Here is an 18271-nt window from a genome sequence, read left to right on the forward strand (position 1 = left end):
TTTTGCCCAAGATAGCGGACGTAGCGATTTATTGAGGTTTCGTCCGGTTTGAGCGAAAAGCAGACAAATAAGTTAATCATCTTAAGGACGGCAATTCCGACATAGCAGACATAAGGAAAATCACTGAACTATGATTTTTTGAACAATCTATAGGTGTTATGTAGCGCCTACACCAGCGTCCTAGTTTTCTGACTGACTGCGGTTTTCATGCATGACTTATCTCGAATTTATTATCAAAATTCATTTTTTGTAGGAATGGATAGACAGAGTCCAATTCCGCTTTACCGACCTTCGACAAATCAACTTTATATATCCCAGTCATAGTAGCAATTTCTATATCTTTGGATGAAAGGGTAACTCGAACCAACATGCTATCCTCTTCATCCGTTTCTTGCCCCTCAAGAGAAACACGAACGCCCCTTTCTTCTTCAATTACAAGGGATTCAAACTTAGGGGTTCTCATTAATATGAGACTACGAACTCCTAAAGCTTCATCCTCAAGGGCAAAAGAAAGAATTAAGTCTACATCTTCATCATCGATTGATATAAAGCTAGCTCGTTTCATCTCATATTCTCAGATCTATGTGGGCAACAGTGGATTAGTGTGGACTTGCAAGTTAGGTTACCTTATAAGGTAAATAATATAAACGGTGACTTAAACCAAAAGCTTGAGTAGTTATTTAGTGGCTGAGGCGTGCCGTAGATCCATTATAGTCATTGGCCGATATTCACTGACTGGGAACTAAGTGCAAATTGCAGACCCTCACCAACATTCATCTGAATTGGTGCTCACAGCAGATTGCAGACATTCAGCAGATAAACTTCCGGACAAAAAACATATAACTTTTTAAAGGACATCTATCCGTAAATTTGCATGACTGGCAATATTGTCTGATCTATATGGTCTGATATTCTTCGCAAGCAGCAGCGATAATACCCTCGTAATCATGGGTAAAAAACACCATATCTAATGAAACAAGTCTTTGTGGATATAGGGTGCTAGATACAAATCACCTATGTCTTGACATGTATACCGTAGCGTCGCTACTTCTCTATTAGTGTGAATACTTTCTTAGCAATATCAGTGTTATCGTTATGCCCAATAAATAGTTCGTGCTGGGCACCAAATGCCAGCACAGGGACATCAATCGCTGTATGTGCGCCGGTAGTCCAGCCCGTGTTTGTCTTTTTATTAATAATTGCATTAAGATATGAATAGTAAGCACTTTCTCTTTTGACTGACTGTTCAGCATCTTCAAATTCTTCACTATCGCTTGGGTCTCGTTGAAATGTTTTTTCGATTTCCAGCAGCGCGGCAAATTCTTCTGTAGTTAACGCAAAGCCTAACAAGTCGTTAGTTTGTTCTATTGATAGTTCACTGCGGTTAATTGATTTAGCAATATAAGCGGGGGTGTGTCGTATCGTTCTGAGTATTTCTGGCTGCCATTCATACTTGCCGTTGGCACCAAGTGTCAATCCACCTGTGCTGTGATCTGCTGTCACCACAACTAAGGTATCGGGATGCTTTTGAACATATACTTCGAGATACTCCAGTGTTTTTGCAAGATCACGCATCTCACCCATCGCAGCAGCTATATCGTTGGCATGTCCTGCCCAATCTATCTGACTTGCTTCGATTAGCATAAAAAAACCAGACTCATTTTCTAGTTGTTCAATTGCAGCTTGAGTCATCATACTTAGTCGAAAAGGCTCGGAATCATCAAGAGCCCAAGGTAGCCCTACATCAGCAAACAAACCAAGTGCTGGCGTGCCGATTTTTAGTCTCTGAAGTTGCTTGTAAGCATCAACATATTGAAACCCAGCTTTCTGAAAATCTTCGACAAGATTTCTATCTGGTCGAAGAAAATATTTCCATCCTCCACCAAAGAGTAAGTCAAATTGTGGAGTAGCTGATGTATTATTATCAAAGAAGCTGTCGGCTATAGAATTGTAGTTGTTGCGATCTTCATTGTGAGTCAAAAAGCTTGCTGGTGTCGCATGATTCACGTGACTTGTAACAACCACACCCGTTTTCTTGCCTGCCCGCTTGGCAAATGCCAAGACTGTATTTACGGGTTGTTTGCTAAGGTCGACTCCAATTGCACCGTTGTAGGTTTTTATTCCTGAGGCAAGTGCGGTGGCACCTGCAGCAGAGTCGGTTACATATCCCGACACAGTTGCGGGAGACGTACTACTAAGCCCTATGAGATGCCTATCAAAAACCGTTTCTTCTACCTCTATTGTGTTGGGATCATCATTGAAGTAACGGAAAGCCGTCGTGTAAGCGGGTCCCATTCCATCGCCAATAACCATGATGATATTATTGGGTTTCTTAGATGCAACCGATAAACTCGGCTCCAGTGCTATTACTCTGTTGATTGAGTACGCATTGATGAGAACGAAAAGTACTAGAATTGCTTTCAAAACTATCTCCTTACATAACTTAAGTAATTGGTGTTATTCCATGATTAGATGCGTTAATGACCTAAGGTATGCGCTTCCAATGCTTAATTTTATGCCCTACTAATGCGTAAAAGAGAATAAAAAAGTAGCATGGCAGGCCAACAAGATAAGCCATTTGCAGATCACCAGTATCGTGTGAAATTTTTCCGAATATTAATGGCACGATGGCACCACCAGATATTCCCATGATCAGCAGCGCTGAGCCCTGTGCGATATGTTTGCCAAGTCCTTGCAAAGCTAATGGCCACACAGAAGGCCATACCAAGGCATGTGCCAATCCCATTAACGCTACGAATGTAATCGGATTTGGAAGAACCTGAAAACCCGTCCATCCCCACAAAAAACTCGCAATGCTGGCTGAACTCTCGGAAGATGTAACGATCCCTAAAATACACAAACTTCCTGCGATGGCTGAACCTATCAATGCTTTTTCCTGAGATAAGTACTTCGGAATACAAGTAACACCGATAAGGTATCCAAACACCATAAACATCATCGTATAGGAGGTTAGACCTGCAAAATTCTCGACATTCAAGTCTGCACCGTATAGGCCTATCGTATCGCCAGCAATAACCTCAACGCCAACATAGGCAAATAAGGCAATTGCACCTAACACTGTTTGCGGATAGTGAAATACCGACGGTTTCGATCCAGATCCAACAGTACTATCTTCATCAAAATTTATTTCTGGTAAAGAAGAAAACTTAACTAAAAAAATCAATGCGAAAAGCGTTGCAGCCATAATAAGATAAGGAGGTATCAGTGCCATCGACAGTTCATTCAAGCGTTGACTGTATTCAGCTGGCTCTAAAGCCGCTAGGTAACTCTCGGAAATGTCCCCCATACCAGATAAAATAACCGCTGTGAAAACGATTGGCACAATGACGCCCGCACTCTTATTGATCAGTCCCATGATACTGATCCGCATTGCGGCACTTTCGACAGGTCCCAAATAAACAATATACGGGTTGGATGCGGTTTGTAGGATAGTAAGGCCTGTGGCCAAAACAAAAAGTGCAACTAGAAAGAACATAAAATTGGCTGACATGGCCGCTGGAATATGCAGTAAAGACCCTATAACCATAATGGCGAGCCCGAGGGCCATACCATTGCGATACCCGATTCGTTTCAGAATGAGTGACATAGGAAACGCCATGACTGTATAGGCAATATAAAAAGCAAAGGTAACAAAGAGAGCTTGGAACTCATTAAGCTCGCAAATGACCTGCAAAAATGGGATAAGAGAGCCATTTAACCATGTCACGAAACCGAAAATAAAGAACAAGATACCGATGATAATCATCGGCATAATAGTGTTAGATTGACTAGCTGATTTATTATTCATAATTTATAACCTTGTTAACCTTTTACGGTTTCTATTAATGCGATCCGAATACACATTGCCCTTTAATCCAAGTTGAAACGACATTCAATTCTTGGTTTAACTGGACAAAACTTGCATCCTTGTTAATTGCAATAAGCGTTGATGGCTCTATAGGCAAATTGGCTTTCTGCAAAAACTTTAGGGGGTATAGGCTGGCCATACGGACTGCCTCGGAGAGTGAAACGTTAAGTAGCTGATGACAATTTTTCACCGCTGTGGCCATGTCGAGTGTTGACCCAGCAAGTTCGCCGGTTGAAGAGGTTAGTTTTCCTTTATGGCATGTAACTATTCGATCGAAGAAATCAAATTCTGTTGATTGAGTTCCTACTGGTGGCATTGCGTCAGTGACCAGAAATATACCTCCCACAGGTTTTACTTTAAGTGCAAGTTTACAACTGGCAACACTCACATGATGACCGTCTACAATAAGTCCACACTGCGTATGATCATTTAACAGAGCACTCCCAGTGACACCCGCTTCTCTTCCCGTTATTGCAGACATTGCATTATAGAGGTGAGTAAATCCAGTTGCTCCAGCTTCGATGGCTCGATTTGTAATCTCATAAGTTGCGTTACTGTGACCGATACAAACATGAACACCCATTGATACAAGCCTTTTGATATCCTCTATTGGCAAAACCTCTGGCGCCAACGTTACCAAAACATGACCAATATCTTTGCGTTCAAATATTTTCCACTCTTCCTCTGAAATAGACCGAATAAATTCTTGGCTATGTGCTCCCTTTTTTGTGATGGAGATATGCGGCCCTTCAAAATGTATACCCAAGATCCCCAACATATTGTCTTTGATGGCATGACTAATTGTATCTGCTGCACGAATCATGGTTTTGAGGTTGTCAGTAATTATCGTCGGTAACATTGCGGTCGTACCGAACTGTGAATGGGCTTGCATCATCTTTTTAAGTGAGTCTATGCTGGGGTTTGCATTAAATAAAAGTCCGCCCCCACCATTTACTTGAAGATCAACATAACCAGGGACTACCAGGCCATCAAGGGCAACATCATGGTTTGATATATCATTATCCACAGCCACAATTACACCCTTTAAAACACTTAGCACTTTGTCGTAATGGTGGTTGGCTCCATCAAAAAGTGCTTTAGTGAGTATTCGGTTAGGAGATTTCAATGTGTTCATAACGTTTGAGTTACTTTATTCAAACCTTTAGGAATATCCGGGTTGAGTCCCCTTGCAATCGATACGTTAGCAATATCGATATAGAAGCGTTGTAATACCAGTAACGGGGCTAATCTTGGATGAACTGAAACGCCAACTTGATTTAAATGGGTAACATCAGCTCCTCTACGAATGACTTCCTGTATTTGTTCATTGTGGGATTGTTCACTTTCATCTTTTACCGAACAATTTAGTATTACTAATCCTTTTTCAACCAGTGTAATGGGACCGTGAAGGAACTCCGCACTGCTAAACGCTTCAGCGTGAATACTGCATACTTCTTTGAGTTTCAATGCCATTTCTTTCGCAATGGCAAAACCAACCCCGCGGCTCAGTACAACCATATTATTGACCTGAGAAAATGCTGTAGGTGGCAGTTGAACCTTGGCGGATACAGCTTTTTCCATGAATAACGGGAATTGCTTTAGAGCAGTTAATAGCACAGTGTTTTCTGTCCAAGCTGATGTTAGATGCAGCAAAGCTGATAATGTAGCTAAGTAGCTTTTGGTAGCTGCAACAGAAATTTCTTTGCCTGCCCGTATTGGAAGCACATCGTCAACAATATCTTTGAGAGGTGAAGTTTCATCATTAACGATGGCGATGCAATATGCCCCTCCCGCTTTCGCCATTTTGGCTTGCGCGATAATATCTGGGCTTCTTCCCGATTGTGAAATTACGAACACAACAGCAGAGTCTAATTTTAACTGTTTTTTGTAAACACTTGATACTGATGGCGCTGCCGCCATTGTTGGAATATTTGCCTCTATTTCGATCAAATATTTGGCAAAAACACCCGCATGATCTGACGAGCCTCGTCCAATAATCATCACCATTTTTGGATCGAATTCACGAATTTTTCTACCTATTTTATTTACGATAGTAGTATTCGACTTGACTTGTTCCGCGATAATTTGAGGGGATTGCCTAGCTTCTTGTTCCATAATTGTTTGTGTCATAAAGATACCCTGTTAATCACGTGACGTTTATTTAAGTGATGCGGTTTGATGTCTTGCATAAAATACAGCGCCTGCTTCTGGTGGGAAAAGTGATGACGATAATTGTTTTTGAATATCTTGGTCCAGATAGGGAATAATCCACTCGGCCAGACCGCCGATAAAAGAAATTCGTGGCGGTGTTGTTTTAAGTAGTAACCTAGCCATTTTACTTATATAACTAGCTCCTTCATCTATAATGGCGAGTGCGACCTCGTCCTTATCTTCAAGTGCGCTAAAAACCGTATTAGCTAGGCAAGCAAAAAAAGATGCAGGTTTCCCCGCAACCTTACTTATAATTTCCTCAGCCGTGCTTGCTTTCAAAACCTGACACATATATTTACTGATAGTAGTTGGTGGTGCCATTTCATCGAGTGCCAGTAATACCGCTTCAACTGCATTTAAGCCATACCAAGCACCACTACCTTTATCCCCTTGAGGGAAACCATGACCGCCTATTATTTTTGAATGATTTTTAACGTTTGATAAACCACAAGTACCCGTTCCTGATATTAATACAGCACCATCGTGGCCTTCGTGTGCACCCAAACATGCAATATGTATATCTGTAGTGAGATATATTGATTTAAACGGAGACTGCCACTTAATCATTTCGTCATATACGTGAGGGAGGTTAACGCCAGCTAAACCGATCCCTGCACAGATGTCATTTAGTTTCAATTCTTGTGAAATATCACTATTTAACAATGCTTCAGTCAGTGCCAAACTAGCAGATTCCACAATCGAGATTTTTGCTAGTTCTGAGCCGTACACTGGATTTCCAGGTCCTGAGATACCTGTTCCCAAAATAGTATTATTTTGATCCATCAAGATTGCTTTGCATTTGGACCCACCCCCATCTATTCCCAGAAAAAGTGGTTGTTCCTGCTTGTAATCTTTATCCATTTTATTTCTGATATGTAACAATTTCTATTCCTTACCTGCCGACACAAAAACAAGTGTATCTGCAACCTTTCTTTCACCAGTATTATCAGACGGATTGCCTGTCATTAGCCCATTGACGACCATGACACTTGAACCGCCGCCATCGAGATTAAGAGCGTTTACAGCGCCTAGCGAACGCATAATGTTTGCCATTTCGGGCACAGAAGCGCCCATACTCCTTAACGGCTCTCTTCCATAGATAACTACCACATAGAGAGCGCCATCAAGTGATAACCCAACCGCAGTTCTTGGATGTCGCTGCATAACCCAACTGTCATAAAAATCCTTACGACTTTGCTGAACTTGCTTTGAGTCTGGAACTTCGTCTCTTTTATCTAAAGATTGGCTTCCTACATCTTGAACAAATGGACTCCAACCTTGATTTTCCCAGTTACTTTCTTGCGTTTCCTTGTTCACCAATAAAGAAGGTCCCCCATTAATGATGTACATTCCCTTTTCTAAAATGACTTGATTACCTTCGTTATAGACAACGTGGCTAAATTCAGCTGTTGAGCCTTGTAACACTAATGGTTCAAATAACGCTCTCTTGTTACCTGAAACTGCCACCAAATAATGACCATTAGGTACATAATTTATTTGGGAAGCATTTGGCCTTAAATAAATGTGTTGTGACTTATCAATCCAAAAAGTGAAATTTTCTTGGTTTAATACATCGGCTATATCGCCAAAATTTTGGTCATATATCACGGCCTCATCTTCATCTTTGCAGACAACATCATGGCTTGCTGGAACAGTTAAACCATCATCATCATATCCACAATTAAACTTGTATTTTAACTTGCGGTTAATGCCATCAATAGCTTGAAAATTGCCATCTATATCAACGCTGAGGGATGTTGATACTTTGTTTAAAATTTTGAATGAAAGGGTAGGCGAATTATTAATAAGCAAAGCCGGTCTATTGATGATGGCTTCACTCACAAGTGTGCCATCTATGACGGAGATCCCAGCCAGATCTCCTGGTACCTCTTGATCTTCTCTATAGGCAAAGAACCCGCCATTTACTGATGCGACTGCTTTAACCTGGTTAGCAATTTCAGATACAGTGGCAAGACCCTGCACTCTATTATTAGCCAATATCGAGCTTACTTTTCCTTCGTAAATTAAGGGGTCTACTTTTAAAATACTGATTTCAAAATTACCCGCCTGATAAGCTCGACTTGATGTATTAATTATTTTTAAATCAATGCCTTGTTTACTCAATTGAGCATTGAAAACAGAGGCGACTTCGGTCGAATCAAAACGACCTATGAACACTTTTTTTCCAAGGTTAAGTGTTAAATCATTAAATTCATTAAAATCTTCTATTATTATGTCTTTTGTCGACAATGGTGTGCCGACGAGCTGAGGTTTCGTTATAAAAATTATTTTTTGCACCAGTAATTCAGCGACTTCATCAGACATCAATTGACTCGTCAAAGTATATTGATTGATAGCTGAACGTATTTTCACTTGAAAATGAGTTAGGCCTGGTGCAATTGTTGTTTTAACCACTGACTGCTTAGCATTGGTAGCGCCAATTTCTAACCTAGGTAAAACTGTACAACTCTGCATGAGAAATACTGCAGAACCGATAAAAAAGATATTTTGAAAATAAGACATGTTTTGAGCCAACTAAAAAACGAAGATAATAATTGTATTATACGGTGATCATTTGATGTTATTTAGTAAAAAACTGGGCGGGTATCGCTACCCTCCCAGAAGACACGACACACAAACGTTAAAAGGCGTAACGAATCCCAGCAATAAATCGTCTATCAATCTGAGTTAAGTTGAAAGGTGTATTCAGTACTGAGCGTCTCACTTGTTGAGTAGACAATAAGTTCGATGCTTGTACTTGAAATTGCAATGAATCGGTAACATCATAACTAGCAGAGAAATCTAACTGTCCGTAATCGTCCTGCCATTCTGGAATACCTGCAGTTGATGCAAACGCAACAAGGTATTCGTCTCGCCAAGTATAAGACATGCGAGCATTAAAATTTTCTACGTCATAATATACCGCAACATTGAAACTACTCTCAGATAAACCTGGCAATCCGGAGTTTCTAACGTCACCCGAATCTGAATACTGAGCGGCACTTTCAATTATGGTGTAATTCATCAACAATCCAAAATCTTCTAATGATTCACTAATGAAACCGAGTCTAGACTGGTAGGCCAATTCCAATCCGGTAATGGTAGCTGCTACACCATTTTCTGGTTGTGTAAATATAATTGGACCGATAACAAAGACATTATCGCTTTGCCTAGGAAACTCACGATCTTCAACTGATGATGACGTATCAATAAATCCATCAAGATCTTTATAAAAAAGATTGACGGAAGCTATAGCTTCACTAGAAAAATACCATTCCACACTAAGATCATAATTATCTGCCGTAAACGGCTGAAGATCTGGGTTACCTCTACTTCCTCTTCCACCCCCTTCATCAATACCATTGAAGTTTTCTGATCCGGCTAGTTCAGATAGAGCTGGTCGAGTTAAACTTTTAAAGTAGGTACTACGAATGACAACTTCATCGCTGTGCTGGTAACGAATATTGATATTGGGTAACACTTCTTGGTAATCACTTTTAAGGGTGATTGGAGTATATGCCGAAGGATCATTCCTATTAGTGGTAGATTGTGTGCCTATTGTTTGGTCTGTTTTCACAAACCTCAAACCTGTGCTTATATTCAAATCGTCCGACACTTCAATATTTGCCTGAGCAAAAAGAGCTAATGTATCTTCTTGCAGCTCAAAGGTATTAAGCAGTGCATGACTCGCAGTTGGAACGATAGAGGTACCCTCAGGTACTGATGATCCATTAGCCCCATAAAAAATAGACTTTATCAGCTCAGCATCTGCGCCAATAAGCGTCGAGGGAGCAAAACCAGCGCCATCAATTTTGAAATTTTCTAATGGTGTAAACACATCAGCAAGGGTAGGCAGGTCAGTTCGACGATTTAAGGGATTGCCAAGATCAACAAACAAGTTGGTTCGTTCGGATATTTGCTCTAAATCTCGGCTAGTGAGTCGCATACCAAAGTCAACTGTCAATAAGTCAGAATCATCATATTGAAAGTCAAATTTCACGGTTGTGTTTGAATCTTTTGTTTCAGTTGGACGTCGAATAAATACGTTTAATACAAACTCTTCTGGGTTACTTGCATAGTCAGTATCAGGGGTGGACCATTCAAGAAGGTCATCTCGAATGATGTAGCTCACATCTGCTGGTACAAAAGCGCCATCAATACCCATACGTCTAAATGAAAACAAATCGTTAGAATCTGTTTTTTCGCGACTAAAGTGGCCTATGTATGGAGAGAACATTAAAGAATCTGAAATTTCCCAATCAGCACTAAGAGTAAACTGATTAACCTCTTCATCAACTAAAGATTGTCTAGCACCTATGCGTTGCTGAACGCCGGTCAAAGTAGCTTGAGTTGCCACGCCATTTTGTATAACGGTATTGGAAACAGCTGTGATATTACTCTCCGAAGGAGCATCTAGAATAGTACGTCTATTATCAGCATCGATAGTACCAATTAAAGCCCTTGCTTTAACATCTAAGGTATTGTTAGGTCTCCACTGAGCTGTAACTACACCACCTAATGTTTCACGAGATTCGGTAGTATGTCCAAAACTTTCAATCCGAGGGTAAACTGCATCAAGTTGCTCTTGAGTGGCGCCTCCTGGTTCTCCTACCGCAGGTCCTTTCCAAACAGCAGATAAAGGCGTGTGGCTGGTGCCTCCTATTGCATTATATTGCATATCTAAATCTGCATAAACTAGCGCTGCATTGATACCAAAAGTGTCATCCCAATTTCGGTTGAACACAATTGATGCTTTAGGGCTATTTGTGCCCGTGTTTTCACTGTAATTATTATACAGTGAAACATTTAAAACGGGCTCGTCAGTCGATAAAGGGTCTGGGGTATTCAAAGCCACATTTCCGGCAATACCGCCCTCCACTTGATCTGCTGTGACAGATTTTGATATTTCTACATTATTGAACAATTCAGCAGGAAATATTTCAAATGAAAAACCACGTTTACCACCGTTACCGCCAGCCAACATGCCATTTACTTCGGTTGAAGTAAACTCAGGACCTAATCCTCTTAAATTAATAGCGGTACCTTCGCCCGTGGCATTTCTGTTTAATGTCACACCAGGCACACGTTGCAGTGCCTCGGATAAGTTCGCTTCTGGGAACTTACCAATATCTTCAGCGGTAATTACATCAATCAATTTATTAGAGAATCGTTTTGATTTTAAGGATTTTAATAAACTACCTCGCACCCCCGTTACAGTGATTGACTCTATGTCGTCTGGTGCGGACTCCTGTGCTAACAAACTAGATGAGTGGCTACTTAGCATCCCAACCATAAAGGCTGTTGCAATTTTATTGAATTTTTTATTATTAGAATAATGTCGTAACTGGTTCATGTTTACTCCTGGAAGTTAAGATAGATACATTAAATATTACACTGGTATTTAAATTAACTCCCATTTATTAGCTTTGCAACAATTAAATATCATTCTGGTACTAATTAACTATTATAATTCTGAAATAAATTAACTTATTAAGCGTTAATCACTTTTATTAAAGATTTACACTTATTTTATGACAAATTAAATACCACTTTAGTACATAAGATTCGGAGCAGTTACCCTTTTTTAAATTACAACGGGAGGAATTAATACAAATGTGGTATAAATATAACTAGAATAAACTTTAGAGAATTGAGCACCACATTGCATACTCAAATCCAAAAAAACTCAATTTCTCAAATTGAGAAAAAGCTTAATGTTAGCCACAAAAAAGTTATCGAATCTATAAGAAGAAATAAAAAAGCTTCAAGAGCGCAAATAGCTAAAGAAACAGGGCTTTCTACTCAATCGTTAACGAGACTGGCACAGCATCTTATGGCTTTAAACATAATTTCAGAACACTCGAAGGTTGAAGGATTGAGGGGACAACCAGCAATATCTCTTACACTTAATAAAAATATATTTTTATGTGTAGGCGTTGTATTTGAGCACGACAGAGTAACCGTTTTACTGGATGATTTTAATCGTGATAACATATTCAGGGAATGTGAAGAGGGTGTGTTTCTATCTGCGAAAAAGGCTATTAGCACTGCTATTACTATGCTTGATAGCTTGTTTAGTACCATCAATAAAGATTCAACAATACTTGGAATAGGAGTTTCTATTTCAGGCTTTTTTACAAATATTGAGGGGCAGATTTGCTCTCAACAAGATCCATTGGGTTGGTCTACTGTAAATTTTCAAGAAGTTTTTGCCAACAGATATCGTTGTCAATGTTACGTTGAAAATGATGGTAACGCGGCATCGATAGGGTTTTCTCTAACTAAAACAGGCGGAGCATTAAAAAGTTTCTTCCTATTACTTCTTACGTTAGACATTGGTGGAGGTTTTGTTTCCCAAGGACGTCTAGTTGATGGGGCATTCGGGAATGCTGGAGAAATTTCAGTACTCTTTGGCTCAAGTGGTAACATGCCAAAGCCAACTATCGGATCTCTGCAACAATATTTAAGTGATGCTTCAGGAATTAAAGCGACTAATGAAGATATTCAAAAAGCGGTTGATACGCACGATCCAGTCATCGATTCTTGGTTAATTTCCTGTGTTGAGTCAATGAAATATCCATTGAAAGCAATTCAAAGTTTATTAGATCCTGACACCATCGTTTTTACAGGTAGACTTCCTTTAGAATTACAAAAAAGATTATCTGAAAATATACACATATCAAGCCCATCATTTGGTGGTCTTAGCGCTCCAAAGCCGAATATCTTCGTATCTGAAACCAAAAACATATTGGAATTAGGTGTAACCTCTATACCCGCATTTTACTTTTTTAATCGATAATTCAAAACTTTTTCTTGAGGGGATATTGACTTTGGTGTTAACTCGAGAAGAACAATTATTTTCTTAAGAATTTGAATCTTTTAGCCGCAGATAGATAGATAAATCAGTTATTCCTCACTTTCATTTGGACGATTTGGATTAAATTTTACTTGGGTTTTTGATAACTCAGCGATTTACAACCTTTCAGATTTAGATACAAAATTTTGGGCATAGTCAACTAATCCACTAGACTCCAAATACGCTTTTCTCTCAACGACAGGGTCATCCGGTAATTCAACCGTTAAATTACCTTTTTCCCATTCCCGTTTTGCAAATCCAAAAAACATGTCGTAGTCAAATAAAATAATAGTTCTCCTGCCAATACACTAACCACATCAATATCTTCGATACCTTCCATACAGATAGAAGCTTTATCATCATATTGTTTGAGTAGCTCAAGGATCGATTTATCAAACTGGTAGAAGTAATCAGTTATTGTGTCGATCGCTTCTCTATTGCTCATAATAATTCATCTTGAATTAGGGCTTCTGAAAATGTATTAGAGTGACATTAAAAAGTTGACAACATTGTAAGCTACATCACCTTGTATTGTTGAAAACCGATAGTCCGCTTTAGGTCGATTTAAGCCTTTTCTAGACTAGAACCTTATGTCGGCTTTTGGCACAAACCACCAATTGCTTAAAAAGCCCAGACTGTCCGCTATCACAGCAAAGTTGTCGTAAAAACTGAGGTAATTAATCAGCAGTAAACAATTTAGCGCGCACTGTGGCTCGATATTCACGAGGCGACGTTGCCAGTAATTTTGTAAACAATGCGGTAAAATACCCCACATCTTGGTAGCCAATTTTGTCTGCTACTTCACTCACATTCAAATTACTGGTTTGTAATAAATCCTTAGCGATTTCAATACGTACCTGTTGTAAATACTGAAGCGGGGATTGTGCTGTGGCATTTTTAAAACGACGATTAAAGCTACGTATACTCATATCAAAACGACTTGCCACCTCGCTCACTTTAATCTGTCTATGATAATTATCCTGCAACCAAATTTGCGCTTGCACAATATCCTCATCAGGGTGTTGTTTGGTACTTCCTTCAAAATAGCTGGTTTTCTCATATGAACGGCGAATTTCGTGAGAGAAATTTCGCTCAACAAAACTGGCTATGCCTTGGCCATAAATACGTTTAACAAAATGAACAGTAAGATCAGCCATCGCATTCACACTAGCAGAGCAGTATAAATTGGTAGCCTGGGTAATGAAATATTGTCGTTTTAACTTGACTCTGGGATAGTCCCGTTGAAACTGATCGAAATAATGCCAGTGAGTGGTGGCGGGTTTATCATCCAGCAAACCAGCCTCTGCCAAGAAACAAGTTCCCGTGCCTACTGCAGAAATCATTGCGCCATTTTCATAGGCCTTGCGTAACCATTCTAAAAGTTCTGGATGTTTTTTCACTATAGGCCGAGGGTTTCGCCACAGTGCTGGCAGGTAAATAATATCACTCTTGCCGGCCTCTTCCAGCGAAGTATCAGGCATCAGAATGAAGCCAACACTGGTTTTTATTGGTATTTTGGCTATCGCGGTTGTTTGAATAATAACAGGCTCAACATTGCGCCCACTTCGACCACGAGCAGCACTTTCGGCGGCCCGTAACATTTCAAAAGGCAAGGTAGTGCTAGTAGCCAGCATATTATCGCAGAGTAAAAAGGTAATTTTATGCACAAGTCGACTTCGCAGTTAATAGCGTATATTTGCTCAACAATACCGACAACGTGGCCAAAACACCATGAATTATGGCCAATCAAACTCTGCCAGATAACAAACCAAGGTATTACACTGCTGCTCTCATAAGCATTTGCAAACATTTGGTATCTTACGTATGTCTTCATTACCCGTCATTGTTGGATTTGGTGGCTTTAATGCCGCTGGTCGAAGTTCATTTCATCACGCTTACAAACGTATGGTGATAGAGAGTTTACCTGCCAGTGAATGCCAAGACACCATGCTGGGCTTGGCCACCATGATGAAACTAGTGCGTTTTGAAGCAGGAAGCTATATCGACACAAACGAGCAATCTCTCACAGCAGAAGAAGTGATTGGCCGCTTTTCAGAGCAAATTTTAAATTCCACACTTATTCGTAAAATTGAAAAAAGTCACTTTGACGTTGATGCCGTACATTGGCAAAAAAATATCACTATGCGTTCGTCTGATAAGCAAGGCATTTGTTTTGACTTAAGCCGTAAACAGCTACCTGATCCTTTGCCCGCTAACTGGCAGATAAGTGATATTGATAAAGACAATGTTAAAATTGAAATTATCGGTGAAGTTGAATTCAAAGCTGATAGTTATCGTGAATGTCCGGTCAAAGTAGCAGGACAATTGCCTAGCGGCTTTAACCCTGGTGATCACTATAATGCCCGTTTTCATCCCCGCGCCTTACAAATGGCTATTATGGGTGCATCAGACGCTATTCGTTCATTAGGCATGGAGTGGAAAACCGTTGTGGATGCCGTCAAGCCGGATGAAATAGGCGTTTACGCCAGTAACGCCATGTCGCAACTTGATGAGAACGGCTTTGGTGGCATGCTGCAGTCCCGCCTAAAGGGTGGCCGAGTGAGTACCAAGCAGTGCCCCTTAGGTCTCAATACTATGCCCGCTGATTTTGTGAATGCCTATGTACTCGGCAGCGTAGGTCACACCAGTGCTATTGTCGGAGCCTGTGCCAGTTTTCTTTATAATCTTAGAGCTGCGATTGAAGATATCAATAATGGTAAGCGCCGGGTGGCAGTGGTAGGCAATGCCGAAGCGCCAATATTGCCAGAAATCATTGATGGTTATGGCACCATGGGCGCATTAGCCAGCGAAGACAATTTAAAACGTTTAGACAAAACGGACACCGTTGATCATCGCCGAGCCAGCCGTCCATTCGGTGAAAACTGTGGTTTTACCATAGCCGAATCAACTCAATATGTGGTGCTAATGGACGATGCATTAGCCTTAGAGTTAGGAGCTGATATTCATGGCGCCGTCAGTGATGTATTTATTAATGCTGATGGTTACAAAAAATCCATCTCTGCCCCCGGCCCAGGTAATTACATTACTATGGCTAAAGCGGTGTCCGCTGCGCGGGCGATTGTGGGTGATGAGTCGGTGCGCGAGCGTTCTATTATTCAAGCCCATGGTTCAAGTACCCCTGCGAATCGCGTTACTGAGTCACGCATCTTTCATGAAGTAGCAAAAGTATTTGATATTCAAAATTGGCCCGTCACAGCGGCAAAAGCCTATTTGGGTCATCCATTGTCTCCTGCCAGTGCCGAACAACTGATGGTAAGTCTTGGTGTGTTTAAACACGGATTAATTCCGGGCATTAAAACCATCGATAAAGTGGCAGACGATGTATTTGATGAACGACTCAACATTTCATTAACCGATATTGATAAAGGTGCGGGAAATGTAGACGTAGCGTTTCTAAATTCTAAAGGATTTGGCGGCAACAATGCCACAGCCACGGTATTGTCACCGCAGGTTGTCAATACTATGTTAGCCAAGCGATACAGCACTGAAGAAATTGCGGCCTATGAGTCCCGTCGTGAACAAGTTCGCAAGAATGCTAGCGCCTATGACACTGCGGCCACCCAAGGTAACTTTGATACTATTTATCATTTTGGCCAGGATCTTATCGACGAAAACGACATTCAGATGACAAAAAAAGAAATGCGTATTCCCGGATTCGCCAACCCTATCGACATAAGCATGACAAATCGTTTTAAAGACATGATGTAGCGGTTTGTAGATTAAGAGCGCACATTTTAGCCCGATAGAGTGACCAAGGTTAGAAAACAGCAACAAGATCCCATTACAAATATACGGCCAGTGCATAAATTGCAATGGCCGCTTGCCGAATTACCTGCCTGACTTCAGCGCTAGATTTTAATCACTTTTAGCAGGTTTCAGCCGGTTTCGCTAATTTACGACCAAGAATAAACGCGTCGATAATCGCAATGCCCCAACAACCCAATAATAGGAAGGTTGCAATATTTTGGGTTTCATCCGCACTACCATAAAGCTGTGAGGTTATTTCAGCCATTAGACTATTTATATCTAATGGGATGTCACCACTTAATATTCTGTCGCTAATGTCATTTGCAATTTTGGCCGCATATGAGATGAGTACATACATACAACCCGAAGCAAACAAAGCAAATGCCGCTCCTCTAAGCTTACTTTTTAAATAAAAATGCCCACAACCTGGAAAGATAATGGCAGATATTAGGGCTGCTTTTGTTGCTCTATGCATGTGTAACCTTTAGGTGATATCGTTTTATTGTTTGTTAAACGGTGCGTTGTATATGACATGTGTATATGCGTGAACTATTGACAAGATAAACGCCTGATAGTTGCCTCATGCAAGAACTTTCACTCCTGAACAAAAAACCATGAATTGTAAGCAAAAAAACGCAAATTTAGTTTTGCGCTTTTATTGATTATCTCTGTGATAAGCAGTGGTCAATATTTATCTTTAAATAGACACAAATTAGGGTGTAGAGTTGTCTATAGAATCGAATCATCAACCTGCATTGGCTATTTGTCCGCCATCCAATACAACTGTGTGACCGCATACATAATTACTCGCACGAGAGCAAAGATAGATAGCGGTACCAGCAATATCAGTAAGCTCACCAATTTTGCGAGCAGGAAGATTTTTCACAATTTCTTCCTCATGTTTCAACACATGTTTGGTCATTTTACTGGGGAAAAACCCGGGCGCAATACCATTAATATTGACATGACTCGGACGAAGATCAGCTGCCATGTGCCGTGTCATTTGGATAACTGCCGCTTTACTAGCCGAATAGGAGTAGTTGTTCATGCGCGGATGAGTGATCCCATTAACGGAAGCAATATTCACTATTCGAGCAGGTTCATCAGCATTTCCAGCCAAGCGCAATGCCGGCAATAAACGTTTGCTTAGAAAGAAAATAGACTTCACATTTAAATCCATGACCTTATCCCAACCCGCTTCAGGGAATTCCTCAACCGGGGCTCCCCAAGCTGCACCTGCATTATTAATGAGTATGTCGATTTTAGGCTCTCTTGAAAGCATGTCATCTGCAAAAGCATCCACCCCAGCCATCGTTGATAAATCGGATTGAATAGCGATGCACTCACCAAAAGCGGATAGCTCAGCAGCGGTTTGCTGCAGTTGCTCTAGTTTGCGTGCGGTGATGTAGGTTTTAACCCCACTTTCGACAAAACCACGGGCTATCATTGCGCCTATACCACTAGACCCACCGGTAACCACTGCGACTTTTCCAGCAACTGAAAATAAATTGTTCATATATATTCCCTATTATTTAAAACGCTAGACTTTGCAGCGTTGATTGTTATTA

The 18271-nt window shown here is 40.5% G+C and carries 14 protein-coding genes; 2 read left to right on the plus strand and 12 right to left on the minus strand.

Going from position 1 to position 18271, the window contains the following annotated elements; genetic code table 11:
* Nucleotides 1-205: 205 nt before the first annotated feature.
* From C427_RS18465 to C427_RS18500, 8 genes are all read right to left on the minus strand, one after another.
* Nucleotides 206-565, minus strand: a complete 360-nt coding sequence (locus tag C427_RS18465) for a hypothetical protein (RefSeq protein WP_015431187.1) — start codon at nt 563-565, stop codon at nt 206-208.
* Between the two features lie 479 nt (nt 566-1044).
* Entirely contained in the window at nt 1045-2424 is a 1380-nt protein-coding gene (locus C427_RS18470) for an alkaline phosphatase (RefSeq protein ID WP_007641039.1), read from the minus strand.
* A 61-nt stretch (nt 2425-2485) separates the two neighbouring features.
* The gene (locus C427_RS18475) at nt 2486-3808 is read right to left on the minus strand and encodes a sugar MFS transporter (protein WP_007641038.1); all 1323 of its coding nucleotides are present in this window, start codon (nt 3806-3808) and stop codon (nt 2486-2488) included.
* Between the two features lie 34 nt (nt 3809-3842).
* On the minus strand, nt 3843-5003 hold the full coding sequence (nagA, locus tag C427_RS18480) for an N-acetylglucosamine-6-phosphate deacetylase (protein ID WP_007641036.1): 1161 nt from the start codon (nt 5001-5003) through the stop codon (nt 3843-3845).
* Nucleotides 5000-5998 carry a glucosamine-6-phosphate deaminase NagB-II gene (gene nagB-II, locus C427_RS18485; RefSeq protein WP_007641034.1) on the minus strand — a complete coding sequence of 333 codons (999 nt, stop codon included), beginning with the start codon at nt 5996-5998 and terminating at the stop codon, nt 5000-5002. Before nagB-II ends, nagA begins: the two co-directional genes overlap by 4 nt.
* Nucleotides 5999-6025: 27 nt before the next feature.
* Entirely contained in the window at nt 6026-6961 is a 936-nt protein-coding gene (gene nagK / locus C427_RS18490; RefSeq protein WP_407636134.1) for an N-acetylglucosamine kinase, read from the minus strand.
* Nucleotides 6962-6964: 3 nt separating this feature from the next.
* Nucleotides 6965-8404, minus strand: a complete 1440-nt coding sequence (locus C427_RS18495; RefSeq protein WP_226991236.1) for a phosphodiester glycosidase family protein — start codon at nt 8402-8404, stop codon at nt 6965-6967.
* 316 nt (nt 8405-8720) lie between these two features.
* A complete protein-coding gene (locus tag C427_RS18500) occupies nt 8721-11432 on the minus strand; it encodes a TonB-dependent receptor (RefSeq protein WP_007641030.1) in 2712 nt (903 codons plus the stop codon).
* A 309-nt stretch (nt 11433-11741) separates the two neighbouring features.
* Between C427_RS18500 and C427_RS18505 the strand changes: the two genes are divergently transcribed.
* A complete protein-coding gene (locus C427_RS18505; RefSeq protein ID WP_226991232.1) occupies nt 11742-12878 on the plus strand; it encodes an ROK family transcriptional regulator in 1137 nt (378 codons plus the stop codon).
* 280 nt (nt 12879-13158) lie between these two features.
* Here C427_RS18505 and C427_RS18510 read toward each other — a convergent pair whose 3' ends face one another.
* Together C427_RS18510 and C427_RS18515 are read right to left on the minus strand one after the other, a co-directional pair.
* Nucleotides 13159-13380 carry a hypothetical protein gene (locus C427_RS18510; protein WP_007641025.1) on the minus strand — a complete coding sequence of 74 codons (222 nt, stop codon included), beginning with the start codon at nt 13378-13380 and terminating at the stop codon, nt 13159-13161.
* A 232-nt stretch (nt 13381-13612) separates the two neighbouring features.
* Nucleotides 13613-14602 (minus strand): GlxA family transcriptional regulator, encoded by a 990-nt coding sequence (locus C427_RS18515; protein ID WP_007641023.1) that lies wholly within the window; start codon nt 14600-14602, stop codon nt 13613-13615.
* Nucleotides 14603-14759: 157 nt separating this feature from the next.
* Here C427_RS18515 and C427_RS18520 point away from each other — a divergent pair, with 157 nt between their 5' ends.
* Nucleotides 14760-16664: a beta-ketoacyl synthase gene (locus tag C427_RS18520; RefSeq protein ID WP_007641021.1), complete on the plus strand. Its 1905-nt coding sequence runs from the start codon at nt 14760-14762 to the stop codon at nt 16662-16664.
* A gap of 157 nt (nt 16665-16821) precedes the next feature.
* Here C427_RS18520 and C427_RS18525 read toward each other — a convergent pair whose 3' ends face one another.
* The gene (locus C427_RS18525) at nt 16822-17178 is read right to left on the minus strand and encodes a hypothetical protein (protein ID WP_007641019.1); all 357 of its coding nucleotides are present in this window, start codon (nt 17176-17178) and stop codon (nt 16822-16824) included.
* Between the two features lie 270 nt (nt 17179-17448).
* Entirely contained in the window at nt 17449-18219 is a 771-nt protein-coding gene (locus tag C427_RS18530; protein ID WP_007641017.1) for an SDR family NAD(P)-dependent oxidoreductase, read from the minus strand.
* Between the last annotated feature and the right edge of the window lie 52 nt (nt 18220-18271).

Origin of the sequence: Paraglaciecola psychrophila 170 (genome assembly GCF_000347635.1) — a bacterium.
Classification (GTDB): Bacteria; Pseudomonadota; Gammaproteobacteria; order Enterobacterales; family Alteromonadaceae; genus Paraglaciecola; species Paraglaciecola psychrophila.